This window comes from Microbacterium sp. HMH0099 (genome assembly GCF_049384025.1).
GTDB lineage: Bacteria > Actinomycetota > Actinomycetes > Actinomycetales > Microbacteriaceae > Microbacterium.
In genome coordinates this window covers 48,431-73,518 of the sequence record NZ_JBMRJR010000005.1, presented here as the reverse complement: position 1 = coordinate 73,518, position 25,088 = coordinate 48,431, and the positions used below count along the sequence as shown (strand labels likewise).

The window sequence follows — 25,088 nt, the reverse complement described above, 5'->3', positions numbered from 1 at the left end:
GCCCGTCGAGAGGCCGGGCGCCCTCAGCCCGACCCGCGCGCTGCTCCCGCGAGCAGGTAACGAGTGCTGGGGCGCCCCGCCGTGGCGTAGTCCATGGTCCGTTGCGCCGCCCCCTCCTCCGCGAGGTGCTCGAGGTAACGGCGACAGCTCACCCGCGACAGGCCGAGGTGGGCGGCCACCTCACCCGCCGTCCCGCCACCCAGACGGATGAGCGCGCCGCGCACCGTGTCGAGCGTCTCGCGGGTGAGCCCCTTCGGAAGGCTCCGCCGGGCCGTGGGACGCATGACGGCGTCGATGTCCGACTGGTCGAGCCGGGCGCCGGGCGCTGCGGTCGACCGCTCCGCGATGACGTCGGTGATCCGGTCGTGCAGCTCCTGCGCCGTGAACGGCTTCACCAGGTAGTGCCGGACTCCCATCATCCGGGCACTGCGGACGGTGTCCATGTCGCGCGCCGCGGTGACCGCGACCACCTCCGGCTGGGTGAGGGCCACCTCGGCGCGCACCGCGCGCAGCGCGTCGATGCCGGAGAAGCCGGGCAGGTGCACGTCCAGCAGGACGAGGTCCGGCGACAGCGACCGGATCGCGGCGAGCGCGTCCGGTCCCGACGCCGCGGTGCCGACGAGCTCGCAGTCGGGATGGGCGCTGACGAACATGCCGTGCAGTCGCGCGACGGCCGGAGCGTCGTCGACGACGAGGACGCGAAGGGTCGCGGCGCTCACGAGACCGTCTCCCGCACCGGCAGCCGCACGGTGAACCGCGCGCCGCCGAGGGACGAGCGGTCCAACGCGACCGACCCCCCGTGGCGCCGGCTGATCCGGCGGACGAGCGCGAGACCGACGCCGCGGGTGCGAGCGCGCGGATCCTTCGTGCTCACGCCCGCCTCGAACACGTGCGCCGCGAGGGCCGGATCGACGCCGGGGCCGCTGTCCTCCACGACCACCTCGATCGCCGTGGGCCCGGCGTGGACGGTGACGGCGAGCGCGTCCTCCGCTCCGCACGCGTCGAAGGCGTTGTCGACGAGATTGCCCAGCAGGGTCACCATGTCGCCGGTGTATGCGCCCGGCACGACGCCGGTCGCCTCCACCGTCATCCGGATGCCGAGCTCCCGGGCCCGCGCCGACTTCGCCGACAGCAGCGCGGACAGCTCCGTCCCCAGGCGGTCGGCGGCCGGACCCAGGTCGAGCGCGCCGCCGGGCTGCATGCGCGCGATGAACTCCCGCGCATCGTCCCATGCCCCGAACTCCAGCAGCCCCGAGACGACGTGCATCGAGTTGGCGAACTCGTGCGCCTGCGCCCGCAGCCCCTCGGTGAGCGACTGCTGGCCGTCGGTCTCGCGGACGGCGTTGTGCAACTCCGTGTGGTCGCGCAGCAGCAGCGTGCCGCCGACGGGTCGGCCGTCGTCGTCGTGCAGACCGGTGGCCCGCGCGATGAGCGGCCGCTCCCCGGCCAGGACCAGGCGCCCCTCGCGCTCGCCGCGGGTGAGCACGTCGAGGATCGGGCCCTCCAGCACGTCGCCCGCACGCTCTCCGACGAGCGGGCCGGCACCGAGCAGCTGGACGGCGGCGTCGTTGGCGCTGGCGATCACGCCGTCGCGATCGATGCGGAGGACGCCCTCGCTCAGTCGGTGCAGCATCGTCTCGCGCTCGGCGACGAGCTCGGCGATCTGCTCGGGCTCGAGTCCCAGGATCCGTCGACGGATGAGAGAGGTGACGGCGGCCGCCCCGAAGACGCCGACGACGGCGGAGCCGCCGAGCGCGAGCAGCAGCCACGGGAGCCGCGACTGCACCTGCGCGGCGAGCTCCGACTCGAGCACCCCCACGGACACCGACCCGATGATGCGGCCCTCGTCCCCCGCGCCGACGTACAGCGGCACCTTCACGCGGTACGACTCCCCCAGCGTCCCCGTCTCCGTCCCCGACCAGACCTCGCCCGACAGCGGCGCTGACGGGTCGGTCGAGACGGCCTCGCCGATGCGATCCGGATTGGGGTGGGAGTACCGGATGCCGTCGGCGTCGGTGACCACGACGTAGGTCAGCTCGGACGCCTCGCGCAGCACCTCCGCGAGCGGCTGGATCACCTCGCTGGGCTCATCGGTGTCGAACGCCTCGGCGATCGTGGGCAGGCGGCTGATGGAGAAGGCGACGCCGACCATGCGGTCGCGGTAGGAGTCCCGGATGGACCGCTCCTGCAACGTCACGGCCACGACCCCGGCGATCACGATGACGACGCAGACGATGGCGGCTTGCAGCAGCAACAGCTGCCATCTCAGCGACATCGCTCGGGGCACGGGCCCATTCTCCCCCGGTCGGGCGCATTTCCCCGGGCCGGCCGGGACCAATAGTTACCGAACTGCCTGTTAGTTGCGCAACCGCGACAGGCCGGGGCCGGGTCCCTAACGTCTGAGCATCTGCACGCCGGGCGACGATGCTCCGGCGGAACTCGAAGGAGAGTCCCATGCGTACGCGTTTCGCTGTCATCGCCCTGGCCGGTGTGGCCGCCCTGTCCCTCGCCGGCTGCAACCCCCAGGGTGCGGCCATGGGCGGCGGCGGGGATGCCGCGTCGGACGAGGCCGCCGCCGTCGACGCCGTCAACATCATCGTGCCCGCCGACCCGGGCGGCGGCTGGGACCAGACCGGCCGCGCCGTCTCGACCGTCCTCACCGACGGCGACATGGTGGGCACGGCGGCGGTCAGCAACATCGGCGGCGCCGGCGGCACGGTGGGTCTCGCCAGCCTCGCGAACGAGCGCGACCCCTTCACCCTCATGGTGACGGGTCTCGTCATGGTCGGCGCCGTGGAGACCAACGCCGCCGAGAACCGCATCGAGGACACCACCCCGATCGCTCGCCTGACCGAGGAGCCCCTCGTCGTGGTGGTGCCGGCGAGCAGCGAGTACGAGACGCTTCAGGACCTCGTCGACGCGGTCGTCGCGGACGGCCAGGCCGTCACCATCACGGGCGGCTCCGCGGGCGGCGCCGACCACATCCTCGCCGGGCTCCTCTTGGAAGAGGCCGGCCTGGACGGGGCCGGGATCACCGAGAAGCTCAACTACATCCCCAACGCCGGCGGCGGCGAGGCCGTGTCGCTGCTCCTCGGCAACAACGCCGCGGCGGGCATCTCCGGCGTCGGCGAGTTCGCCGAGTACGTCGAGTCGGGCGACCTCCGCGCGCTCGCGGTGTCCAGCGACGAGGCCGCGCAGCTCCTGCCGGAGGTGCCCACGATGATCGACGAGGGCTTCGACATCACCTACACCAACTGGCGTGGGCTCCTCGCTCCCGGGGACATCAGCGAGGCCGACGCGGCCGGCCTGATCGACCTCGTGACCCGCATGCGCGAGACCGAAGGCTGGCAGGACGCCCTCGAGACGAACGGCTGGACGGACGCCTTCCTCACCGGCGACGAGTTCACCTCCTTCCTCGACGAGAACATCACCGAGGTCTCGGGGACGCTGCAGAACATCGGGCTGATCTCATGACGAGCCCCACGACCGACCGGGCCGCGGCGTCGCCGCGGTCCGGCTGGGGCGCCGACCGCACCGGCAACCTCGTCTTCGCGGCGTTCATCGTCGCGCTCGGCGTCTTCGCCTTCGTCGGGGCCCTGACGATCCGCACCCCTGCCGGCCAGGTCATCGGCCCGCAGGTGTTCCCCTTCCTCGTGTCGGCCATCCTGCTGGCATCCGGTGTCTCGCTCGTCGTCGCGGCCCTGCGCGGAAAGATCGCCGCCGCGGACGCGGGCGAGGACATCGATCCGAATGCCAAGACCGACTGGTGGACGATCCTCAAGCTCGTCGGCCTCGTGGTCGCGGTCATCGTGCTCCTGGAGATCCTCGGATGGTGGGTGGTCGCCGCCCTGCTGTTCGGCGGCGTCGCCTGGACCCTTGGGGCGAAGCGCCCCTGGGTGGCCTTCCTCGTCGGGCTCGCACTCGGCATCCTGACCCAGCTGCTGTTCGGCGAGGGTCTGGGTCTGTCGCTCCCCCGCGGCATGGCCTTCGACTGGTGGTACGGCCCCGGACCCCTGTTCGGCTGATCGGAAGAGACCATGGACGCTTTCTCCTCCCTGATGGGGGGCTTCGCCACGGCGATGCAGCCCGAATACCTCCTCTTCGCCTTCCTCGGCGTGCTCGTGGGCACCGCGGTGGGCGTGCTGCCGGGCATCGGACCGGCGATGACCGTCGCCCTCCTGCTCCCTCTCACCTACTCGCTCTCGCCGACGGCGGCGATCATCACCTTCGCCGGCATCTACTACGGCGGCATGTACGGCGGTTCGACCACCAGCATCCTGCTGAACACCCCGGGCGAGTCGGCATCCGTCATCACCGCCATCGAGGGCAACAAGATGGCGAAGCTCGGACGCGGCGCGGCTGCGCTCGCGACCGCGGCCATCGGCTCGTTCGTGGCCGGGACCATCGCGACGGCCCTGCTCACCCTGTTCGCCCCGCTCATCGCCCGGTTCGCGGTCAACCTATCGCCGGCCGACTTCGTGGCGTTGATCGTGGTCGCCTTCATCACGGTGGGCGCCCTGCTCGGGTCCTCCCCGGCGCGCGGCCTGGCCTCGCTCGGCATCGGCCTGCTCATCGGCCTCATCGGCACCGAGGTCACGACCGGTCAGGCCCGCTACACCCTGGGCGTGCTCGCCCTGTCGGACGGCATCAGCGTCGTCCTCGTCGCCGTCGGCCTGTTCGCCGTCGGTGAGGCGTTCTACGTCGCCGCGCGCCTGCGGCACGGGCCGATCCCCGTCATCCCGGTGACCCGCGGGTGGCGGAACTGGATGACGCGCGAGGAGTGGAAGCGCTCGTGGAAGCCGTGGCTGCGCGGGACGTTCATCGGCTTCCCCGTCGGCACCATCCCCGCCGGCGGCGCCGACGTCGCGACGTTCCTGTCGTATGCGAGCGAGAAGAGCCTGTCGAAGAACAAGAGCCAGTTCGGACGCGGGGCGATCGAGGGCGTCGCCGGCCCCGAGGCGGCCAACAACGCCGCCGCAGCCGGTGTGCTCGTGCCGCTGCTCACGCTGGGCCTGCCGACCACCGCGACCGCGGCGATCATCATCACGGCGTTCCAGTCGTACGGCATCCAGCCCGGTCCGCAGCTGTTCCAGAACCAGGGCGACCTCGTCTGGGCCCTCATCGCGAGCCTCTACATCGGCAACGTCCTGCTGCTGGTGCTGAACCTGCCGCTCGCGGGAATCTGGGTCAAGCTGCTGCAGATCCCGCGGCCGTACCTCTACGCCGGCATCCTGACCTTCGCGGTCCTGGGGGCGTACGCGGTCAGCTTCTCGACGCTCGACATCGCCATCCTCCTCGTCGTCGGGGCGCTCGGGTACTTCCTGCGCCGCTTCGGCTTCCCGATCGCCCCTCTCATCGTCGGCCTCATCCTGGGGCCGATGGGAGAGCAGCAGCTCCGAAAGGCGCTCCAGCTCAGCCAGGGGAACCTGCTCGACCTGGTGCTCCACCCGTTCGCCGCGACCGCGTACATCGTCCTGGCGGTCCTGCTGGTCCTGGGCCTGTGGCTCAAGCGCCGCCAGAACAGCTACGAACGCGCCCTGGAGGCCTCCCTCGCGGCCGACGAGGGCCACCCGCAGGCGGCGGTCGACCGCCTGTGGGAGCCGGGCGAGCGTCCGACCGACGTGCGCACGGACACGATCCGCGCCGAGCTGGCCGCCGAGGCGGCCGAGCGGGCGGCGTCCTCCGACCCCGGCCGCCCTCCCCGAAAGGACTGACCCCTGCCGTGACTTGTCGCAGATGTACGCCGGGGACTGCTCCCCGCGTACATCTGCGGCATGTCACGGCGTTGAGGACGACGACGAGAAGGGCGGGCGTATAACGCGCGGTCGGCGCGGTGACAAGGCCGACGGCGGCATCCCGGCGTCCGCGTACCGTCGCACGCATGAGCGACGACTTCACTCCCCGGCACGCCATCGTCACCGGCTCCGACTCGGGCATCGGCGCGGCCACGGCTCTCGCCCTCGCCGACGCCGGTCTCGACGTCGCCGTCACGTACCACAGCGACAAGGACGGGGCCGAGGAGACGGCCGCCGCGGTCCGGGCCCGCGGCTCCCGCGCGATCGTCGCCCAGTTCGACGCGACCGACTTCGACAGCGTGCCCGGCGCGATCGACGCGATGGCCGAGGAGCTGGGCGGGCTCGACGTCTTCGTCAACAACGCCGGCGGCGGCGCGGGCGGCCCGTTCCTCGACCTCGACCTCGACGCCTGGCGCACCGACATCGCCCTCAACCTCGACGGCGCCTTCCTCGCCCTGCACACCGCGGCGAAGCGCATGGTCGCCGCCGGACGCGGTGGCCGTCTCATCGCGGTCTCGAGCGTCCACGAGCACCAGCCCCGCGTCGGGTCTGCGGCGTACGTCGCCGCGAAGCACGGCCTCGGCGGTCTCATCAAGACGATGGCCCTCGAGCTCGGCTCCCACGCCATCACGGCGAACGCGGTCGCCCCGGGCGAGATCGCCACGCCGATCAACGACATGGATGCCGATGACGCCGACAAGGTGCACCGTCCCGGCATCCCGCTGGGCCGTCCCGGCAAGCCGGACGAGATCGCCGACGTCATCGCCTTCCTCGCCTCCCCCGCCGGTTCGTACGTGACGGGCGCGAGCTGGGTCGTCGACGGCGGAATGCTGCACATGGGCCCGCAGGCGGGCTCGCACATGGAGTCGGACGCCTGGCGTTCGGCCGGAGAGTGAGGTCGAGATGAGCGACGAGAAGAGCTTCGAAGAGAACCGGCACGACCAGCTCACGAGCGCCCCGAAGGCGACCGAGGAGGACGCGGCACCGCGCTTCGACGTCACCGAGCACGACGGCGTGACGCGGATCGACGTGCGCGACGACGCCGCCGTTCGTCCCGGTCCCGGGCCCGGCGACCCCGCCGCCGAGAAGGACGTCCCCGTCACCGAGTAGGAGAACCGGGCGAATTCCGGGACCCGGCGTCATGATCGCCGGTCTCGCTCGTCTTCCCCTTGAGGCCACCGTTCTCCGTGAACGGGGCGGAAGGGGATGCCATGTCCAACGGAGAGCCGTCCGGGTTCGAGCCGCTGCCCGCTGATCGCGTCGACGGCTTCGTGCGCCTGTCGGCGCCGCACATCCTGCGCGTGGCGGGCCGCACCATCCCGGCGGATCTGCTCGGCGGGCTTCTGCCGTTCGAGCGGACGGACCGCGGGCGGCAGTGGCGGAGCGTGCTCCCGCCGCTGCGGCGCCAGCTGCTGCCGCTGCGCGCCGACGCGGCGAACGCGCGGAGGGCAGCGCGCCGGGCAGCCATCGGGTCCGTCGACCCGACCGCCTCGGACGTCGACCTCGTCGCCGCCCACTACCCCGGCATCCATCGCCACCTCCTCGCCGTCCGCCGGACGCTCACCGGGGCACCGGAGGTCGGTCTCGTCGTGGTCGAGAGCGTGCGCCTGTCGGTGGTCATCTCGACCCTCGGTGCGACGGACCGTCGGCCCGACGGTCGCCACTGCCGACTCGTGCGCATCGACGAGCACCTCCGCACGCCCGCGCGCTCCCGACCGGCACCGACAGAGTCCCGGCTCGATCTCCTCGTGAGCGCGTATCTGGACGCTCGACGGTCCGGCCGGTGACCCGAGGATCAGCCCGCCGGTGACCCTGCCGCCGGCGTGCAGACGATCACGGGCGTGCCGGGCTGCCAGAGGAACGGGTCGGTGAGACGGCACACCGGCAGGAGCGGCGCCGGCGACGGGGTGGGCGAGGACGTCGGTGGCGACGGAGCCGGCACCGGCGAGGGCGTCGGAGATGGCGACGGAGCCGGTGCCGGGGCGGGCGTCGGAGACGGCGACGGAGCCGGCGTGGGCGCCGGAGCCGGAGCCGGCGTGGGCGTTGGAGACGGGGTCGGTGTCGGGGACGGCGTGGACGTCGGAGACGGGGTTCGTGTCGGCACGGGCGACGGCGGCGGCGTCGGAGACGGGGAGGGCGTCACCGATGCGGTCGGCACGGGCGACGGCGGAGGGGCGGGCGCCGGCGACGGCCCGGCATCCGGGACCGGGGAGGGCGGCTCGGACGGCGATCGATCCGCGGCTTCCGTCCCGGATCGGGAGGGCTCGGAGGCGGGAACGGCGCCCGCCCCCTGCTCCCGACGCTCCTCGCGGATGTCACCGGCCGACGGCGCCACGGCATCCGACCCTCCTGGATCCGCCGGCGGTGCTCCTGGCGCCTCCCCGGCATCCGGCACGAGCCCGTCTGCGGGATCCGGCGTGCGCACCTCGTCGGCCGTCGGGGGCGCCGTCGGAGCCGCGGGGGTCGTCGCGTCCACGGGCGGGGAGGTCGGGAGGGCGACCACCTGATCTCGGACGTCCGGTGCCGCCGTGTCGACCGTCGACGTCATGACCGCCGCGAACACGACGGTTCCGCCGAGGACCGTCGCCAGCGCGGCTCCCCCGACGGCGGCACGGACCGACGGCATCCGTCCTCTGTCCCGCCCGCGCGGCGCCGCCACGGCTCCCGTGGTGAGGGCGGCGCGGTAGGCGGTCCAGGCCGCGTAGCCGGGGGCCGCCGACCCCAGGACGAGGGCGAGCAGCACGACCGCGATGCGCCGCGTCTCGCGTTCCGCCTCCGCGAAGGCCCTCCGGCAGTCCTCGCACACGTCGAGGTGGTCCTCGACGAGGCGCCGGGACGACGAGGCCAGAGCCCCGCGCCAGTACCGGCCCGCGCGTTCCACGACCCACCGGTGCTCCGCCGCGAGATCCGCCGACCGGAGGTGCGCCTGGATCCACCCCTGACGCAGTCCCTCCCGCGCGCGCAGGGCGAGGGCCGCGACCGCGTTCGGCTTCATGCCGAGCAGCGGCCCGATCTCGGCCGGACGCATCCGCTCGATCTCGCTGTACCAGAGCACCTCCTGCCACCGGCCGGGGAGGGACCGGAAGGCCTGCGAGGCCAGCGAACGGTCGTCCGCGAGGGCGGAGGCGAAGTCGGCGGAGCTGTCGTCCCGGGGCTCGAAGCGGGTGTCGAGAGACGCCTCGGACGGCCGGCGGCTCCACTCGACGGCGATGTTGCGCGCGGCGGCGAGGGCGTACGGGCGGAAGGCCCCCCTCGGGCCGTTGCCGCGGTCGATCGCCGCCAGGGTGCGCGAGAACGTCTCGCCGGTGACGTCGTCCGCGTCGAAGGACGTGAAGAGGGATGCCGCGGCTCTCACGGCCTCGGCGTGACGTGACCACAGGTGCGCGTACGCGGAACGATCGCCCGCTCGCACGCGCTCGAGCAGCTCCCGGTCGGACGGGACGGCGCCGCGCACCCTCATCGGCACGCGCACCTGTGGACGCACCGGCCGGGTGGGGTGCGACCGGCGGGGGCATACCGCCACCGGTCGCACCGAGGAGGCCCCCCGGTCTCCTCGTTCTCCGTCGCGCGGGTCATACCCGTTGTCCTGCGCGTCGGATCCTCACCGTCCGGCCACCGCGAAGGGGTTCCGCGGACGGGAGCTGTTCGTGGTCTGACTGATCACCCGTCCATCCCGCCACACGATCCGCCCTCTGCGCCACCGAACCCAGCGTTTTTCATCACCCACATCACCCGCTCGCGCGTGTGAGCGCTAACGCCCGAACGCTCCCTTCATGGGTCACAATCAAGGCGAGGGTGATTTTTCGGGTGAGTTTCGTGCGGCGAAGCTGTGGATTCCAGGCACCGGACTTCACTGAAACGGACGAGGAACATCACCTTTTCGGCTCGCAGGGAGGTATTCGATGCACTCCGTCTCGTCCCTTGAAGACGCCCTCTCCCGCCGCGCGTGGGACGAGGTGAACGACATCTTCGACGCGCATTTCCTCCGCCTCCTGCTGCTGGATCCCGCCCTCGTCGACCGAGCTCTGGACGCCCTGCCCGAGGAGTGGTTCGCCGAACACCCCCGGCACGGCATGTCCCGCGCTCTCGCCCGGTCGGCCCGAGACGCCGACGGCCTCGTCCAGCAGGCGGCGCAGCGACGTTTCCTCGCATGGGTCGAGTCACAGGACCACCCCGAGCTCCGCGACCTCCTCGGCGTCGAGGCGGCCCGCATCCGCGACTCCATCGCCCACGGCTGGTACGAGCAGGCGTCCGGTATTTGCCGACGTGATGCTCGAGCTCATCCGGTCGGCTCAGACGGTCAGCAGCGAGTACAGCGACGTGCTGCCCGCGACGTACGTGCGCTGCGGCACCGCGAAGCTGCTGGCCGGCGACATCGAGGCATCCACCGCCTGCTACGCAGAGGCCCTCCGCTGGGCGCCCACGGGCGGCGGGCACCCCTACGCCCGGTACGCGCGCGAGCACCTCGCCCTCGTCCATGCGCTCGAGGAGCGCTACGCGGACGCCGCGGCCCTGATCGAGGGACCCTTCACGCGGAGCCCGACCGACACGGTGGCCCGCCGTCTCGAGGCCCCCGGCCTGCTCGCCCGCGTCCTGCTCGCCCTGTCCGATCTCGACACCGACGAGGCCAACCGCCTCCTCGACCTGGTGGACGACGGGATCCGCGCGAGCGAGTTTGGGTGGGTCGCGCTGCACGCCGGCGCCACCTCCGCGATCTTCGCCGGGGAGGCCTGGGACGCGATCCACAGCATCACCTCCGAGATCGTCGCGAGCGCGGAGCGCCACAGCCCCGGATCCCTCTCGGGTGCGACGCTCCGCGCGGACCTCGCGAGCCTGTACCAGGCGGTCGGCGACCTCCGCGCCGCCGAGCGCACGATGCTCACCCCGGGCCTGCTGCGCCGGCACAGCGGCGTCGTCACCTCGCTCGCCCGGCAGGCGCTGCTGCGGGGGCGTCCCGAGCAGGCCCTCAACGTCATGCTCGCGGGCGAGTCCGCCCGGCGCGAGCACATCCCCACCCGGCATCTGCCCTCGGGCGCGGTGGTCTTCGCGTCCGCCGAGCTGGCGGCATCCGGAGCCCTCTCCGAGAACACCCTGCGGCTGGCCGCGTCGTCCGTGGCGCACCACCGCGCCTTCAGCGCCCTCGCGCAGGCGACGCCCGAGCTGCGCGAGGAGCTCCTGCCGCTCGTCGGCACGAGTGCCGCCGAGGTGCCCCGGCCGTGGGAGTACCTCCCGCGCATCAAGCTCACGCGGCGGGAGCGGGAGATGCTGGACGCGCTGGAGACCCACGCGACCCTGTCGGAGGTGGCATCCGCCCTGCACGTCTCGATCAACACCGCCAAGACGCACGTGCGGGCGCTCTACCGCAAGCTCGGCGCGCACTCCCGCGACGAGGCGCTGTGGCTGGGCAAGGAGTGACCGGCGCCGGTGTCAGCGCGCGGTGAGGCTGTCGATCAGCGACTCGACGCGGACGCGGATGTCGTCGCGGATGGCGCGGACCGCCGCGAGGTCCTGTCCGGCCGGGTCGTCCAGCTCCCAGTCCTCGTAGCGCTTGCCCGGGAAGATGGGGCACGCGTCGCCGCATCCCATGGTGATGACGGCGTCGGAGGTCTTCACCGCGTCGACGGTGAGGATCTTCGGCTGGTTGGCCGAGATGTCGATGCCCTCCTCGGCCATGGCGGCGATGGCCATCGGGTTGATCGTGTCCTTGGGCGCCGACCCCGCGGAGAGGACGTCGATGCGGTCGCCCGCGAGGTGCTGCAGGTAGCCGGCGGCCATCTGGGAACGGCCGGCGTTGTGGACGCACACGAAAAGCACGGTGGGGCGGGTCATCGGTTCTCCTTCGGGATCCCTCGAACGCTAGGCGACGCAGGTGAACGGCTGCTGGCCGTCGTCACCGGGGCAGGACGCCGCCGACGTGGCGGATCGTCCGGCCGCGCTCGACCACGATGCCGACCGCCCCGACGACCCAGAGCGGGACCTGCGTGAGGAAGGCGATGCGGAACGCGTCCAGCGAGTAGGTTTCCGGCGTGCCGGCGCCCTGCACGTCCATCGCGACGCCGATGAAGAGGATTGCCAGGAGCGCGGCCAGGAAGCCGCCGCCGTTCACGATGCCCGTCGCCGTGCTGAGGCGATGACTGGGCGTGAAGGTGCGCGCGTGGTCGAACGCGATCATCGAGGCCGGGCCACCGGTCGACAGCGCGAACATGAGCACGATGAGGAGCCACACCGGCGCCTGACCCGGCCACGCCGCGACCGCGATCCAGGCGAGGGCCTGGAAGACCACCGTGGGGAGGACGAGCCACCGGGAGCGGCGCTGCGGATGCCGGCTGGACAGGGCGCCGATGACCGGCCCGCAGACGATGCCGAAGAGGACGAGGGTGGTCATCACGAGAGACGCGGTCGCGGGGGCCAAGCCCTCGCCGGCCGTGAGGAACGGGAACCCCCACAGCAGCATGAACGCCGTCCCCGCGAAGGGCGTGGTGAAGTGCGACCAGAAGCCGAGGCGCGTCCCGGGGTGCGCCCACGTCTCGCGGAATCCCCGGCGCAGGTCCGCGGAGGAGGTGACGACGCGGATGGCACCGGTCTGGGTGTCGACGGACGTGTCGACCGGGTCGTCGCGCCGCTCGGGTGGACGGTTGCGGATGATCGCGAAGGTCAGGACGGCGAAGAGCACCCCGAGCCCCGCGACGCTGCCGAAGGTCACGCTCCACGTCGTCGCGTGCAGGAGCGCCGCCAGGGGAACGACCGCCACGATCTGGCCGAGCTGGCCGATGATGCCGGTGAGCTGCACGAGGATCGGGGCCCGCTGCGCGGGGAACCACGTCGCGATCACGCGCAGGACGCTGGGGAAGATCATCGCGTCGCCGGCGCCGATGAGGACACGGGCCAGGATGCCGATGCCCACGGCGTCCGCGAAGGCCATCACGAGCTGCCCGAGGGCCATCAGGACCATCCCGATGGCGATCATCGGGCGGGCGCCGAACCGGTCGAGCAGCAGCCCCACCGGGATCTGCATCGCGCCGTAGACGAACAGCTGGATCACGGCGAACATCGACAATGCCGAGGCGTCCGCGCCGAAGCGCACCGCGGCGTCCACGCCCACCGCCGACAGCGACGTGCGGTTCACGATCGAGACGACGTACGCCAGCACGCCGACGATCCACAGGGTCCAGGTGCGCCACCCCGGCCGGTCGAGGCGCAGGGTGCCGGTCACGCTTCTCCTGAGGACGAGGGGAGGGATGCCTCGAGCGAGGCGCCCCTCCAGGCTATCGGCGACCCGGCGCGGTGGGGGCGGCCGCTGCGCGCAGCGGACGCCGGCACGGACCGGCGGCCGCGCCGCCCGGACGGAGCCGGGAGGGGTGGCATCCCGAGCCCCGACACGACGCGGGACGTGGTCGGCGACCGGTCGCGCGCACGGCAGAATGGTCCGATGGCCTCCGTGAGCCCCCACCTGCAGCCCGACCACGCCTGCCTCATCGTGCACGGCAGCGACACCCCCGGAATCATCGCCGCGGTGTCCGCGCTCATCGCACGTCAGGGCGGCAACATCGTCGCGTTCGACCAGTACTCCGACGACCCGCGCGGTGGGGCGTACTTCCAGCGCGTGGTGTTCCACAAGCCGGACCTCGCGGCCTCGTTGCCCGACATCGAGGCGGACCTCGCGGCGACCCTCGGCGGCGGCTTCGAGCTGGAGTGGAAGCTCACGGACCTCGCCACACCCAAGCGCATGGCGATCCTGGCCTCGAAGCAGGACCACTGCCTGCTCGACCTGCTCTGGCGTCACCGCCGCGGCGACCTTCCCGTCAGCGTGCCGATGGTCGTGTCGAACCACACCACGTCGGCCGAGGACGTCCGGTCGTTCGGCGTGCCGTTCTTCCACGTCCCGTCCACGCCCGGACCGGACAAGTCGGCCTCCGAGGCGCGGATCCTCGAGCTCCTGGTGGGCAACGTGGACTTCGTCGTCCTCGCGCGGTACATGCAGATCCTCTCGCCGGAGTTCCTCGAGAAGATCGGGGTGCCGGTGATCAACATCCACCACTCCTTCCTGCCCGCCTTCATCGGCGCGGAGCCCTACAAGAAGGCGAAGGAGCGCGGCGTCAAGCTCATCGGCGCGACCTCGCACTACGTCACCGGCGACCTGGACGAGGGCCCGATCATCGAGCAGGACACCGTGCGCGTCACGCACGCGGACTCCTCCGCCGACCTCGCGCGCCGCGGCGCCGACGTCGAGCGTCAGGTCCTCTCCCGTGCCGTGCTCTGGCACGCGGAGGACCGCGTGATCCGCCACGGCAACCACACGATCGTCTTCTCCGACTGACCCGGGTCGTCCCGGCCCGGGTCGCGAGACGCGCCCGAGCCGGGGCGGACCTCAGTCGGGATCGGACGCGCGGCTGAGCGGTCCGCTTCCCCCGCGCGGGGCCTGCTTGCGCTGACGCGCCAGCTCGCCGCCGACGCGTCCGCCGTACGGCCGCCCGTGGTCGGCGAACTCGGCACGGAAGTACGCCAGTCGCCAGTCGCCCATCTCTATACGCGCACCCGTGCGGAGGATGCGCCCGCCGCCCCGGCCGCCCTGGTCGCGCGCGCCGCCGCCGCCGCCGGTGGACTCGAAGGCGTAGAGGACGTACTCGTCGTCGCCCTCGTGCCGGATCTCCGCGTGCACCGGCGCGAGGCCGGGCAGACGCAGGTCCGCCTCCTCCCCCGATCCGATGACGGTCCGCTCGGGCAGCAGGTCGAACTCGCGCGGCGCCTTGCCGTCCCAGGTGGACGACCCGATGGCGAAGATGAGGCGCGGCCGTCCCGATCCGGGCGTGTAGTGGGTCGTCGTGACACGGCGGCGGACGACCCGGTTGACCGTCGGCACGAGCGGGAGCGGGGTCTCCGGCGGCACCGGGAACGCCGTGGCGCGATTGCCGCGACGCACGAGCAGCGGCGCGAGCGCCGCGACGGAGCCCAGGCGGATGTGCGGCGACCCGGTGACGATGCGCTGCAGCGCGTTGCGCTTGACGCTCCCCATCTGCAGGATCGGCCCGTCGGGCCCCTCCAGCCGGACCGAGATGCCCCGCGCCGCGAGCGCGTCGGCCACGGTCGTCAGCTCGGACAGCGTCCGCCGTCCGTTCCCCGGCAGGCGCGAGGGGTCGCTGACGGTAATCCGGATCTCGCTCCCCTCGGCCGTGATCGTCCCTTCGAACGGCGGGTCGGCGGCATCCCTCCCCTCCTCCTGCTCGGAGAAGGAGAGATCGATGTCGAGGCGCACCATGACGGCGCCGCGTCTCAGCTGCCGCGGTGCGGGTCGGAGCCGGGCGCCGTGTCGTCGCTCGTGGTGACGCGCAGGGTGCCGTTCAGCTTCCAGGTGGCGCGGGGCGCGTCGGGGCCGATGTCGCGCGGGACCTCGACGGTCATGTCGACGAAGGAGTAGTTGACGGCCGCGCCGCGACCCGTCAAGTACGACCACATCTCGCGGCCGAGGTCGGTCCAGTCGGTGATCGAGTGGCCCTCGGGGCCCGAGGCGTCAGCGAACGGATCGGTGGTGGTGGAGGAGTCGGACATGGCTCGCGTCCCTTCTTTTCGTTTCGAGGGCACCAGGGTGGCAGCGCGTCCCGACGCGGAATGAGGGATTGCGCCGGACGCGGGGGTGCGGGACCATTCCGTCGACCCCCAAAGAGACATTTGACGGTGACGCGCGAGCCGGGCAGCATGTCCGGGTGACCTCCCTCGACGAGCTGCGCGCCACCGCGCATCCGCTCCGCCTGCGCCTGCTGTCGCTGCTGACCGGCGCCGCCCTGAGCGCCGCCGAGGCCGGACGCGAGCTGGGCGTCTCGCAGGCTTCGGCGAGCTACCACCTGCGGGTGCTCGAACGGGTGGGCCTCGTCCGCGTGGTCGAGATCGTGCGCCTGCGCGGAGGGGAGGCCAAGCGGTACCGCCACGAGGCGTCCTCCCGCCGGTACGACGTCGACGCTGCCGCCCGGACCCGTTCGCCCGAGGACGAGGCGGAGTACGTCGAGGCGCTCGTCGCCGAGCTGCGCCGCCGCGCCGGGCTCCGGACCGACGGACCCGCCCTGTCCACCGACGCCGAGCTGTGGCTCGACCCCGCCGTCTGGCGGCGCGTCGTGCAGCACGTCGGCGAGGCCTCGGCGCTGCTCCACGCCGCCGCGCAGCCGCCCCGGTCGCCCGGCACCCGCCCCGTGTCGATGACCGCGGCCCTGTTCCCCCTCCGGACCCCTCGATGAGCGCCCGCACGGAGGGACCGCTCTCCTTCGCCCCGTTCCGCTGGCTCCTCGCCGCGCGCACGGTCGCCATCGTCGGCAACGCGGTGGCACCCATCGCGCTGGCCTTCGCCGTGCTCGACCTCACCGGCTCCGCGGCCGACCTCGGACTGGTCGTCGCCGCGCGGTCGCTCGCGAACGTCGCCATGCTGCTCTTCGGCGGCGTGATCGCGGACCGTCTGCCCCGCAACGTGGTGCTCGTCGGGACGTCGATCGCGGCCGCGGCGACCCAGGGAACGATCGCCGCGCTGGTCCTCACCGGGACCGCCGGCATCCCCGCCCTGGTCGCCCTCGGCGTCCTGAACGGCGCGGTCGCGGCCGTGAGCCTCCCCGCGGCCGCCGCCCTCGTGCCCGACACCGTCCCGGACGACCTGCTGCGCCCCGCCAACGCCTGGCTGCGACTCGGCCTGAACGCGGGCAGCATCGTGGGCGCCTCCGCCGGCGCGGGTCTCATCGCGGTCGTGGGGCCCGGGTGGGGCTTGGCGGTGGATGCCGCGGCCTTCGCCGTCGCCGCCGTCCTGTTCTCGCGTCTCCGACTTCCCGACGCGGCGGCCGCCGGGGAGGGCGCGGCGGCCGCCGGGGAGGGCGCGGTGGGCACGGCGGCCGGTCCGCGGGCCGCCGGCGCCGATCCCGCCGGCGCCGATCCCGCCGGCGCCGTTCCCGCGGAGAGCGGTCCCGCGACGCCGACATCGGTGTTGACCGACCTGCGGGAAGGCTGGCGGGAGTTCTCCGGCCGCCGCTGGATCTGGATCGTCGTGCTGCAGTTCGCCGTGCTCAACGCCGCCTTCACGGGCGCGGTGACGGTGCTCGGACCGCTCGTCGCCGACGAGAGCTTCGGCCGCGCCGGGTGGGGGCTGGTCGTGGCGGCGCAGACGGTCGGGTTCGGCGCCGGCGCACTCCTCGCCCTGCGCTGGCGCCCGCGCCGGGCGCTCGGGATCGGCGTCGCCGCCATGGCGGCCGCAGCCATCCCGGTGGTGGCGCTCGCCCTGACGCCGACGCTCCCCGCGCTCGTCGCGGCGTTCGCCCTCGGCGGTCTGGCCATCGAGCTGTTCGCCATCGCGTGGGACCAGTCGCTGCAGGCGCATGTCCCCCGTGCCGCGCTGTCGCGGGTCTACTCGTACGACATGGTCGGGTCCTTCGTCGCGGTCCCGCTCGGGGAGATCCTTGTCGGCCCGCTCGCGCACGGCCTCGGCACCGTGCCGGTGCTGCTCGGGTGCGCGGCGGTGATCGTCATCGCCACCGCCGCCGCGTCGAGCTCCCGCAGCGTGTGGCGGATCCGCGCGACCGCCTAACGGGTCAGAACACGTACTCCATCAGCTCGACGCCCAGCACGCGGAAGGCGTCGTGCGCCCGCAGGCGGTGGGCGATGGAGAGGTCGTCGAAGTTGACGATGAGCGCGTAGGCGACCCCGGCCCGCGGACCGCCGAGGACCCCGGCCTCGGCGCGCACCCCGCCTGCCCGTCCCGTCTTGTTGACGAAGAGCAGCCCGTGCTGGTCGTTCTCGTGCGCGAACGGGTCGAGACCGGTCGCGGACGCCACGAGCGACAGGTCGCTGTTGAGGCTGAGCCATTCCGCGACCTGCGCGCTCACCCCCGGCGAGACGAGCGACGAGTTGACGAGGCCGGCGAACAGCTGCGCCATCTCTCCGGCCGTGGACAGGGCCAGGTGCGGGGCGTCGTCCGGGCCGCGGTCGTCGCGGAACCGGTCGAGCAGCGCCGTACGCCGCAGGCCCAGCTGCTCGACGCGCGCGCGGACGCTTTGCAGACCCACCCGGTGGAGCAGCGCGTTCGCGGCCAGCGCGTCTCCGGTGGCCGCCGCCAGGACCGCGAGGTCCGACAACGGCAGCGCCGGCGCCTTGAGGTGCTGCCAGACGCCCGCGACGGCCACGCCGGGCAGCTGCGCGCGATCGACGATCTCGAGCGCGTCCAGGCGTCCCGACTCGATCGCCGCGGCCGTCTCGATGAGCAGCGCCACGACGCCGAGGCCACCCACCGGCAACGTCACGTGGTCGTCGCCGGCGAGCACCACCGAACCGCCGTCGAGCTCGTCGATGCGCACCGACACGCGTGCGCCCGACGTGGCGAGCTCGTCCAGGGCGCGCAGCGTCGAGGTGAACGACCGTCGCCCCGCCGCCGCACGGCGGGGCAGCCGCTTATGCCCCTTGCGCCCCGCACCCCGTAACGAGGGCGCGTCCCGCCTCGACGACTCCGCCGGGGCGCCGGCAGGGTCGGGCGCGGCGGGTTCGGGGAGCGGGGGCATGCCCACGAGTGTGACTCCTTCGCATCAGGAGGGCGACAAACGGGGTCTCACCAGATGGTGACGCGTTGGTCCTCGTCGAGCCACAGGGCGTCGCCCTCGGTGACGTCGAACGCTTCGTAGAACGCCTCGATATTACGCACGATCTGATTGCACCGGAACTCGTTCGGCGAGTGCGGGTCGATCGTGAGCAGCCGGATCGTCTCGGCCTCCCGGCCCTTCTGCTGCCACACCTGCGCCCAGCTCAGCAGCAGCCGCTGAATGCCCGTGTAGCCGTCGACCACCGGGCCGTCCGCCGTCGGACCGTGGACGATCGCGGCGTCCCCCGCGGGGGCGTCGGGGAGGGATGCCGCCCCCTCCGAGCCGTCGTCGGTGCGTGCGGGCGCGGCGTCGTCGTCCGAGGCGTCGAGGGTGCCCTCCGCGGCGGCCGCGGCATCCGGGGCCGCGTCGCCGTCGGAGACGGTCTCGGCGGCGGCGCCCTCGTCCGCGGCGGCCGCGGCGGCAACGTCGTCCGCGGCGTCCGCGGCGGTCTCGCCGGTCGCGGCGTCGGACCCGGCCTCGTCGTCGTCTGCGGTCGACAGGGACCCCGCCGGGGCGGCATCCGGAGTCGACTCCAGCGACAGACGGTACGCCGCGATGGCGATGCCCAGCCCGCCGAGGTCGCCGATGTTCTCACCGATCGTGAGGGCGCCGTTGACGTGGTGCTCCTCGCCGAGGCCCTGCGGGACGAGGGCGTCGTACTGGGCGATGAGGGCCTTGGTCCGCTCCTCGAACGCGGCGCGGTCGGCATCCGTCCACCAGTCGCGCAGGGACCCGTCGCCGTCGAAGCGGCTGCCCTGGTCGTCGAAGCCGTGACCGATCTCGTGACCGATGACCGCGCCGATCCCGCCGTAGTTGGCGGCGGCGTCGCGGTCGGCGTCGAAGAAGGGGTACTGGAGGATCGCGGCGGGGAAGACGATCTCGTTCATCAGCGGGTTGTAGTAGGCGTTGACCGTCTGCGGGGTCATGTACCACTCATCGCGGTCGATCGGCCGGCCCACCTTGGCGAGCTGGCGGTCGTGGTCCCACACGTGCGCCCGGCGCACGTTGCCGACGAGGTCCGCGGCGTCGATCTCGAGGTCCGAGTAGTCCTTCCACCGCACGGGGTAGCCGATCTTCGGGGTGAATGCGTCGAGCTTGGCGAGCGCGCGCTCGCGGGTCTCGGGGGTCATCCACTCGAGGGAGGAGATCGACCGGCGGTAGGCCTCGATGAGGTTGTCGACGAGGACGTCCATCTCCTCCTTGGCCGTCGGCGGGAAGTGCCGCTCGACGTAGACCTTGCCGACGGCCTCGCCGAGGGCGGCCTCGACGAGGCTGACGCCGCGCTTCCAGCGCTCCCGGTTGACGGGGACACCGGTCAGCTGCGTGCCGTAGAACGCGAAGTTCTCGGCGACGAACGGCTCCGACAGGAAGGCCGCGGAGGCGTGCACGATCTTGAACCGCAGCCACGCCTTCCAGTCCTCGAGGCGGTCCTCGCGCAGGAGGGTGCCGAGCGACTCGACGAAGCTCGGCTGGTAGACGACGGCCTCGGCGAAGACGTCGTCGTAGCCGGGGGCGACCCCCGCACGCCAGGGCTCGAGGTCGACGCCGGCGAGGGCGACCGTCTCGTCCCAGGTCTTGAGGTTGTACGTCTTGACCGCGTCGCGGCTGTCCTCGCGCGACCAGTGGTGGCCGGCGAGCTCGGACTCCAGCGCGAAGATGCGCGCGGCAGCCTCGGCGGGCTCGGCGACCCCGGCCAGATCGAGGATGCGCTCGATGTGCGACCGGTAGGCGGCGCGGGTCTCCTCGAAGTTGTCGAGGCGGTAGTAGCTCTCGTCGGGCATCGACAGCCCGCCCTGGTAGAGCACCGGCACGTAGCGGGTCGGGTCGCCCGGATCGGGCTCCACGAAGAGCGTGACCAGGCCGCTGATCCCGTCGCGTTCCAGCTCGCCGATGAGGCGGAGGAGGGATGCCACGTCCCCGACCTCGTCGACCCGGTCCAGCTGCGCGGCGAGCGGCGTGCGGCCGAGCTCCTCGATGCGGTCGGTGTCCATGAAGCTCGCGAAGAGGTCGCCGATCTTGCGGGCCTCGCTGCCCGCCTCGGCATCCTGCGACTCCTCGACGATCGCGCGGACGTGCTTCTCGGCCTGCTCCGCGATGAGGTGGAAGGAGCCCCAGCGGGCCTTGTCGTCGGGGATCTCGGTGCGCTCCAGCCAACGTCCGTTCACGTGGCGGAACAGATCGTCCTGCGGGCGGATCTCGTCACTCAGCTCGTCGAGGGCAAGTCCGGAGCGGGGGGTCTCGGTCATGGAGACAGAATATGTGCCCCGCATCGGTGCGGGCGCGGGGGTGGACACGCCGCGCCATCGGCATCCCGTCCGCCCGCCCTAGGCTCGGAGGGTGACGAGCAGGCCGACCCTGAACCGCGAGATCCTGCGCCTGGCCCTGCCCGCGCTCGGTGCGCTGATCGCGGAGCCGCTGTTCCTCATCGTCGACTCCGCCATGGTCGGCCACCTCGGCGTCGCCCCGCTGGCGGGTCTCGGCATCGCCGGTGCGGTCCTGCACACGATCGTCGGCCTCATGGTGTTCCTCGCGTACTCGACGACCCCCGCCGTCGCCCGCCGCTTCGGCGCGGGCGAGTTCGGCCGCGCGGTGTCGGTCGGGATCGACGGCATGTGGCTCGCGCTCACGCTGGGCGCGGTCCTCGCCCTGGCCGGTGTGCTGACGACCCCGGCCATCGTCGACGTGTTCGGCGCCGCGCCCGACGTCGCCGAGCAGGCGCGCATCTACCTGTCGATCTCGATGTGGGGCCTGCCGGCGATGCTCATCGTCTTCGCCGCGACGGGCCTCCTGCGCGGCATGCAGGACACCGTCACCCCCCTGTGGATCGCCGGGCTCGGCTTCGGCGCGAACGCGCTGCTGAACGCCCTCTTCATCTACGGCTTCGGCTGGGGCGTCGCGGGTTCCGCGGCGGGGACGGTCGTCGCCCAATGGGGGATGGTCGGCGCCTACGTGGTCGTCGTCGGTCGACTGGCCCGTCGGCACGAGGCATCCCTCCGCCCCGAGCGGGCCGGACTCAGCGGGACCGCGCAGTCCGGCGGCTGGCTGTTCCTTCGGACGCTGAGCCTGCGCGCGGCCTTCCTCGCGACGGTCGCCGTCGCCACCGGCCTCGGCTCGGCCGAGCTCGCCGGATGGCAGATCGCGTTCACCATCTTCTCCACGGCCGCCTTCGCCCTCGACGCCCTCGCGATCGCCGCGCAGGCGCTCGTCGGCAAGGCGCTCGGCGCCGGCGACCACGACAGCGTCACGCGCGTGCTCGGTCGCACCGTCGCGTGGGGCGTCTGGTTCGGCGTGATCGTCGGTGGCCTCATCGCGGCAGCGTCCGGCGTCATCGGGATCGTCTTCACGGGGGATGCCGCGGTGGCGGCCCTCATCCAGCCGGCGTTGCTCGTGCTCGCGGTGGCCCAGCCGCTCGCGGCCTTCGTCTTCGTCCTCGACGGCGTGCTCATCGGCGCGGGCGATGCCCGGTACCTCGCGCTCGCGGGCGTACTCAACCTCGTGCCCTACATCCCCGCCCTCCTCCTCGTCGCCGCCCTCGCCGGCGGCGGCGCCGGAGGATTGGCCTGGCTGGCCGCCGCCTTCTTCGGCGTGTACCTGCTCGCCCGCGCCGTGACGTTGGGCCTGCGCGTGCGGGGCCGGGCCTGGATGACGGCGGGAGCGTGAGGCATCCCTCCCCTGGTCGTTCCCAGCCGCGGGGCGTACGGTGCGGGGCATGAGGTCGTCCCGCTCGGCCGTCGTCGCCGTCCTGTCCCTGTCCGCCGTTCTGCTGGCCGGCTGCACCGGCGCGGCCGACGAGTCCGCGCCGTCCTCGTCCGCTCCGGATGCGAGCCCCACCGCGCGGGCCACCGCCACCCCGACCGTGACCGTGTCGCCGCCGACAGCGCCGGACGCACTCCCCCGGGACGCGGCGTCGCTGCAGGCGTGGGCGGCTCTCGCTCTGCCCGAGAACGCGCTGGGCGGCAGCACCGCCATCGCCCGCGGCACCGGCCAGGTCGGTGAGACGGGCGCCAGCGTGACGCTCCCCGAGGACGCGGGAGCGTTCGAGGTGGTCCTCGCGTGCCAGAGCCTCGACGGGTCCGCGCTCGGAGTGCGGTTCGGCTCGCCGGGCGAGCTGTTCGAAGTCCCCTGCTCCGCGCCGGGCGGCGATCAGCCGGCGCCCACGCGCCTTCCCGTGCAGGCGGGCGCGGTGCTGGTCGACGCCACGGCCGACGCGGTGTTCGTCTACGAGGTCCACCCCCGCTCCGGCACCTGAGAGGTCAGCAGAGCCCCTGTGCTCTGACGTGCCGCAGATGCACGCCGAGCCCCCCGTCGTGCGTACATCCGCGCCCTCGTCACGGCCACAGGGCAAACCCCCAGCGCTGACTTGCCGCAAATGCACGCGAAAGACGCCGCCACGCGTACATCTACGACAAGTCAGCGCGGGAAGACGTCAGGTGTACCAGGTGGGCGTCGGCACTTGGTTCAGCAGCACGTACTCGCCGACCTCGCGCTTCTTGTACGCGATCGGGTCGTGCAGGCTGTGCGTCCGGAGGTTGCGCCAGAAGATGTCGAGCCCGACGGCGTTCGACGTGGCCCGTGCCCCGGTCAGCTCGAACACCGTCGACGCGACCTCGAGGCCGTCGTCGACGATGCGGAGCTTGCCCGCGGCGATGCGCACGGCGATCTCACCGCGCCGACGCTCGGTGAGCTCTTCGCGCGGCGCGTGCAGCACGGCGCTGATCTCGGCCCCGGCGGCATCCAGGAGGGCTTCGTCCGCCCACAGCCGGGACTGCAGCTCGCCGTATCCCTCGAGGAGGTACCACTCGTCCGCGGCGCGGGCCTTGTCGTCACCGCCGTATGGCCACGGGCGGGTGCGCTCGCGCGTGTACGCCGACGCGGTCTCCAGCGCCCCCTGCGCGATGCCCAGATAGAAGTTCGCGAAGACGAGCTGGATCGCCGGGACGTTCAACGTGTTGTACACGAGGGGCTGGAACTGCTTGTCGACGAAGCCGGCGGCATCCGCCCAGTTCACCCGGACGTCGCGGATCTCCACCGACCCCGACTCGGTGAGGCGCTGGCCGAGGTTGTCCCAGTCGCCGGCGAAGACGATGCCCTCCTGCGCGGTCGGGACGATGGCGAAGACATGCGTGTCGGTGCCCACGAGCACCCCTTCGAGCACGGTGAGGTCGGACACGCGTCCGCCGGTCGAGAACGATTTCCGCCCCGAGAACACCAGCTCGTCGCCCTCCTCGCGGATGACGAGGTCGGAGTCGCGGGGGTTCACCGCTCCGCCGAACAGGAATGTGTTGCGCGTGTAGAGCTCCTCGACCGCGGAGATCTGCTCGTCGGTCGCGACCAGACGGGCCGCCCACGCCCACAGGTAGTGGTAGCCGAGAAGCTGCCCGATCGACCCGTCGCCGCGGGCCACCGCCCGGATCACGCGGTAGGCGGTGTCCCACGTCTCGCCCGCGCCGCCGTGCTCGCGCGGACCGAGCAGGGTCACCAGTCCGGAACGCTTGAGCAGCTCGACCTCGGTGAACGGCGCGAGGTTGGCACGGTCGCGCTCGACCGCGTCGGCGGCGAGGATGTCGCCGACCTCCCGGGCGCGGTCGATCCAGCCGGCGCTAGTGTGAGGAGCGGCTGCGTCCCGCCAACGGTCGGCCAGGCCCGTGGTCACTGAATCCGTGATCGTCATGGTCATTCCTTCCAGGGTGTGCGATTCGGTGTCGTGCCCTCCCCGGCTGCCACCGGCGATGGGCAGGTCCGCTCGGCGAGCGGCGGGACGCATCCGTCCTCATCGCCCGTATCGCGGCTTCGTGGCCACAGTCAACAACCGTCCGCGCCCGCGGCCGAGGTTTGTTACCGACGAAGACCCTGTGCGTCGTCACACTCGCCGGACGGCGGGCTGGGTGTCGCGCCGGACGGTTGGCGTGGCGCTGCGCCGGACGGTTGGCGGGGCGTTTCGCAGGACGGTTGGCGGGGGGCGTCACGCCCACCGGCGGGGGGCGTTGCGCCGGACGGCGGGGGGGCGTCAGGCCCAGCGACGGCACCACTCGTACATCACGACCGCGGCCGCGGAGGCGGCGTTGATCGATCGCGTCGAGCCGTACTGGGTGATCTCGACGACACCGGTGGCGGCGGCGAGCGCCTCGGGCGACAGCCCCGGCCCCTCCTGTCCGAACAGCAGCACGCACGCCTCGGGCAGCTCGGCCCGGTCGACCGGGACGGACCCGTCGACGTTGTCCACCGCGACGACGGGGAGGGATGCCGCCGCCGCCCACGCGGCGAACGCCGCCACGTCCTCGTGGTGCCGCACGTGCTGGTACCGGTCGGTGACCATCGCGCCGCGGCGGTTCCAGCGGCGTTTGCCGATGATGTGGACCTCGGCTGCGAGGAACGCGTTCGCACTGCGGACGATCGACCCGATGTTCAGGTCGTGCTGCCAGTTCTCGATCGCGACGTGGAAGGGGTGCCTCTTGGCATCCAGGTCCGCGACGATGGCCTCCATCGTCCAGTACCGGTAGGCGTCGACGACGTTGCGGGTGTCGCCGTCGGCGAGCAGGTCGGGGTCGTAGCGCGGGTCGTCGGGCCACGCGTCCGGGCCGCCCGGCCAGGGCCCGACCCCGTGCGTCGGAGCCGGAGAGGTGCTGTCGTCGGCGTCCGTCGTCACCGGCCCAGGCTACCGGCGCCCCCGCGTCGTGCCCGGCGGCGACGGTCG

At 72.8% G+C, this 25,088-nt stretch carries 24 protein-coding genes; 12 read left to right on the top strand and 12 right to left on the bottom strand.

The window, feature by feature from the left end:
• Positions 1–23: 23 nt before the first annotated feature.
• A complete protein-coding gene (locus ACO03V_RS12320) occupies positions 24–719 on the bottom strand; it encodes a response regulator (protein WP_423137784.1) in 696 nt (231 codons plus the stop codon).
• Complete coding sequence (locus ACO03V_RS12315; RefSeq protein WP_367728397.1) at positions 716–2,287, bottom strand: ATP-binding protein; 1,572 nt, start codon at positions 2,285–2,287, stop codon at positions 716–718. Before ACO03V_RS12315 ends, ACO03V_RS12320 begins: the two co-directional genes overlap by 4 nt.
• 167 nt (positions 2,288–2,454) lie before the next feature.
• On the opposite strand from ACO03V_RS12315, the gene ACO03V_RS12310 reads away from it, so the two are divergent.
• The 6 genes from ACO03V_RS12310 to ACO03V_RS12285 all read left to right on the top strand — a co-directional run bounded on the left by ACO03V_RS12310 (position 2,455) and on the right by ACO03V_RS12285 (position 7,582).
• Entirely contained in the window at positions 2,455–3,474 is a 1,020-nt protein-coding gene (locus ACO03V_RS12310) for a Bug family tripartite tricarboxylate transporter substrate binding protein (protein WP_367728395.1), read from the top strand.
• Positions 3,471–4,025 carry a tripartite tricarboxylate transporter TctB family protein gene (locus tag ACO03V_RS12305; protein ID WP_367728393.1) on the top strand — a complete coding sequence of 185 codons (555 nt, stop codon included), beginning with the start codon at positions 3,471–3,473 and terminating at the stop codon, positions 4,023–4,025. The genes ACO03V_RS12310 and ACO03V_RS12305 overlap by 4 nt, the downstream gene beginning before the upstream one ends.
• Positions 4,026–4,037: 12 nt before the next feature.
• Complete coding sequence (locus ACO03V_RS12300) at positions 4,038–5,714, top strand: tripartite tricarboxylate transporter permease (protein ID WP_423137783.1); 1,677 nt, start codon at positions 4,038–4,040, stop codon at positions 5,712–5,714.
• Between the two features lie 167 nt (positions 5,715–5,881).
• Positions 5,882–6,691 carry an SDR family oxidoreductase gene (locus ACO03V_RS12295; protein ID WP_423137782.1) on the top strand — a complete coding sequence of 270 codons (810 nt, stop codon included), beginning with the start codon at positions 5,882–5,884 and terminating at the stop codon, positions 6,689–6,691.
• A 7-nt stretch (positions 6,692–6,698) separates the two neighbouring features.
• Positions 6,699–6,905 (top strand): multidrug transporter, encoded by a 207-nt coding sequence (locus tag ACO03V_RS12290; protein ID WP_423137781.1) that lies wholly within the window; start codon positions 6,699–6,701, stop codon positions 6,903–6,905.
• Between the two features lie 101 nt (positions 6,906–7,006).
• Positions 7,007–7,582 carry a hypothetical protein gene (locus ACO03V_RS12285; RefSeq protein ID WP_423137780.1) on the top strand — a complete coding sequence of 192 codons (576 nt, stop codon included), beginning with the start codon at positions 7,007–7,009 and terminating at the stop codon, positions 7,580–7,582.
• Between the two features lie 8 nt (positions 7,583–7,590).
• On the opposite strand, the gene ACO03V_RS12280 is transcribed toward ACO03V_RS12285, so the two are convergent.
• Both ACO03V_RS12280 and ACO03V_RS12275 read right to left on the bottom strand, forming a co-directional pair.
• Complete coding sequence (locus ACO03V_RS12280; RefSeq protein WP_423137779.1) at positions 7,591–9,255, bottom strand: sigma-70 family RNA polymerase sigma factor; 1,665 nt, start codon at positions 9,253–9,255, stop codon at positions 7,591–7,593.
• A gap of 700 nt (positions 9,256–9,955) precedes the next feature.
• Positions 9,956–10,078, bottom strand: coding sequence for a hypothetical protein (locus ACO03V_RS12275; RefSeq protein ID WP_423137778.1), 123 nt, complete (start codon positions 10,076–10,078; stop codon positions 9,956–9,958).
• Between ACO03V_RS12275 and ACO03V_RS12270 the strand changes: the two genes are divergently transcribed.
• Positions 10,065–11,210: a response regulator transcription factor gene (locus ACO03V_RS12270; protein ID WP_423137777.1), complete on the top strand. Its 1,146-nt coding sequence runs from the start codon at positions 10,065–10,067 to the stop codon at positions 11,208–11,210. The two genes, ACO03V_RS12275 and ACO03V_RS12270, sit on opposite strands and share 14 nt — an antisense overlap.
• Positions 11,211–11,222: 12 nt before the next feature.
• On the opposite strand, the gene ACO03V_RS12265 is transcribed toward ACO03V_RS12270, so the two are convergent.
• Both ACO03V_RS12265 and ACO03V_RS12260 read right to left on the bottom strand, forming a co-directional pair.
• A complete protein-coding gene (locus tag ACO03V_RS12265) occupies positions 11,223–11,624 on the bottom strand; it encodes an arsenate reductase ArsC (RefSeq protein WP_367728382.1) in 402 nt (133 codons plus the stop codon).
• 61 nt (positions 11,625–11,685) lie between these two features.
• The gene (locus ACO03V_RS12260; protein WP_367728380.1) at positions 11,686–13,008 is read right to left on the bottom strand and encodes an MFS transporter; all 1,323 of its coding nucleotides are present in this window, start codon (positions 13,006–13,008) and stop codon (positions 11,686–11,688) included.
• Positions 13,009–13,224: 216 nt separating this feature from the next.
• On the opposite strand from ACO03V_RS12260, the gene purU reads away from it, so the two are divergent.
• On the top strand, positions 13,225–14,112 hold the full coding sequence (gene purU / locus ACO03V_RS12255; protein WP_367728379.1) for a formyltetrahydrofolate deformylase: 888 nt from the start codon (positions 13,225–13,227) through the stop codon (positions 14,110–14,112).
• Between the two features lie 51 nt (positions 14,113–14,163).
• On the opposite strand, the gene ACO03V_RS12250 is transcribed toward purU, so the two are convergent.
• Positions 14,164–15,051 carry an FHA domain-containing protein gene (locus ACO03V_RS12250; protein WP_423137776.1) on the bottom strand — a complete coding sequence of 296 codons (888 nt, stop codon included), beginning with the start codon at positions 15,049–15,051 and terminating at the stop codon, positions 14,164–14,166.
• A gap of 14 nt (positions 15,052–15,065) precedes the next feature.
• Positions 15,066–15,341, bottom strand: coding sequence for a hypothetical protein (locus tag ACO03V_RS12245; protein ID WP_367728375.1), 276 nt, complete (start codon positions 15,339–15,341; stop codon positions 15,066–15,068).
• Between the two features lie 155 nt (positions 15,342–15,496).
• On the opposite strand from ACO03V_RS12245, the gene ACO03V_RS12240 reads away from it, so the two are divergent.
• A complete protein-coding gene (locus tag ACO03V_RS12240; RefSeq protein ID WP_367728371.1) occupies positions 15,497–16,021 on the top strand; it encodes a helix-turn-helix domain-containing protein in 525 nt (174 codons plus the stop codon).
• Positions 16,018–17,349 carry an MFS transporter gene (locus ACO03V_RS12235; RefSeq protein WP_423137775.1) on the top strand — a complete coding sequence of 444 codons (1,332 nt, stop codon included), beginning with the start codon at positions 16,018–16,020 and terminating at the stop codon, positions 17,347–17,349. Before ACO03V_RS12240 ends, ACO03V_RS12235 begins: the two co-directional genes overlap by 4 nt.
• A gap of 4 nt (positions 17,350–17,353) precedes the next feature.
• Here ACO03V_RS12235 and ACO03V_RS12230 read toward each other — a convergent pair whose 3' ends face one another.
• Positions 17,354–18,316, bottom strand: coding sequence for a serine hydrolase (locus ACO03V_RS12230; RefSeq protein WP_423137774.1), 963 nt, complete (start codon positions 18,314–18,316; stop codon positions 17,354–17,356).
• Positions 18,317–18,363: 47 nt separating this feature from the next.
• Positions 18,364–20,640 (bottom strand): M13 family metallopeptidase, encoded by a 2,277-nt coding sequence (locus ACO03V_RS12225; RefSeq protein ID WP_423137773.1) that lies wholly within the window; start codon positions 20,638–20,640, stop codon positions 18,364–18,366.
• A gap of 91 nt (positions 20,641–20,731) precedes the next feature.
• Between ACO03V_RS12225 and ACO03V_RS12220 the strand changes: the two genes are divergently transcribed.
• Entirely contained in the window at positions 20,732–22,054 is a 1,323-nt protein-coding gene (locus tag ACO03V_RS12220) for an MATE family efflux transporter (protein WP_423137772.1), read from the top strand.
• A gap of 49 nt (positions 22,055–22,103) precedes the next feature.
• On the top strand, positions 22,104–22,643 hold the full coding sequence (locus tag ACO03V_RS12215; protein WP_367728360.1) for a hypothetical protein: 540 nt from the start codon (positions 22,104–22,106) through the stop codon (positions 22,641–22,643).
• A 177-nt stretch (positions 22,644–22,820) separates the two neighbouring features.
• Here the strand turns inward: ACO03V_RS12215 and ACO03V_RS12210 are convergent, their stop codons facing one another.
• Both ACO03V_RS12210 and ACO03V_RS12205 read right to left on the bottom strand, forming a co-directional pair.
• Entirely contained in the window at positions 22,821–24,065 is a 1,245-nt protein-coding gene (locus ACO03V_RS12210) for an acyl-CoA dehydrogenase family protein (protein WP_423137771.1), read from the bottom strand.
• A 336-nt stretch (positions 24,066–24,401) separates the two neighbouring features.
• Positions 24,402–25,040: a TrmH family RNA methyltransferase gene (locus tag ACO03V_RS12205; protein WP_367728356.1), complete on the bottom strand. Its 639-nt coding sequence runs from the start codon at positions 25,038–25,040 to the stop codon at positions 24,402–24,404.
• Positions 25,041–25,088: the final 48 nt, after the last annotated feature.